This window comes from Nodularia chucula CCY0103, from assembly GCF_963923915.1.
Taxonomy (GTDB): Bacteria; Cyanobacteriota; Cyanobacteriia; order Cyanobacteriales; family Nostocaceae; genus Nodularia; species Nodularia chucula.
Window position 1 is genome coordinate 1 of sequence record NZ_CAWUOL010000223.1, and the last position, 608, is coordinate 608.

A 608-nucleotide genomic window follows, 5' to 3' on the forward strand; every position below is an offset into this window, starting at 1 on the left:
AGCCATCAAGTTAACCAAAAAGTTAAATGGACTACGGTGACGAGAGTGTTCGATTTGACAGATATTTTTGAGATGGTCATTGACCGACTCAATGACAGCGCGTTTGCGTAATAGAATCTTATCAATCAGTTTGACCAAACGATTTTTCATTTTCTTTTTAGATTTGGTGACTAACTGCAATCCTCGTTCATATAACTCCTCAAATAATTTTTGAGATATATATCCTCTGTCACCAAAAAGTTTACCAATTAAGTCCTTAGTCATATCTGGGACTGGTTTTCGGTCATCCACGTTGGCAGGAGTTAGGGAAAATGCCAATAATTCTCCACAATCATTAATAATCAAATGTAGTTTAAATCCAAAATGCCAGCCCACAGAATTTTTTCCCCATTTGACTAAACCTTTAAATACCTTGTGACAATGCGCCCTGGCATTGTGACAAACATTGATGGGGGTGGAATCGATAAAGCTAATCCCAGTGATTTCCCCAGTGCGTGTATGTAAAAAGCAACATAAAAGCATTAAACACCAAGGCATCAATTCCACAAACCTGGTGTAGCTCACCAAATTCGGAAATGCTTCACGCCAACCCGGCAAGACTTGTAGTG

General features: G+C 39.0%; 1 protein-coding gene. It reads right to left on the reverse strand.

Going from position 1 to position 608, the window contains the following annotated elements; all coding sequences use genetic code 11:
- Nucleotides 1-608, reverse strand: a 608-nt coding sequence (locus ACM0OP_RS24310) for an IS982 family transposase (protein WP_414530967.1), incomplete at both ends; no start/stop codon positions are given.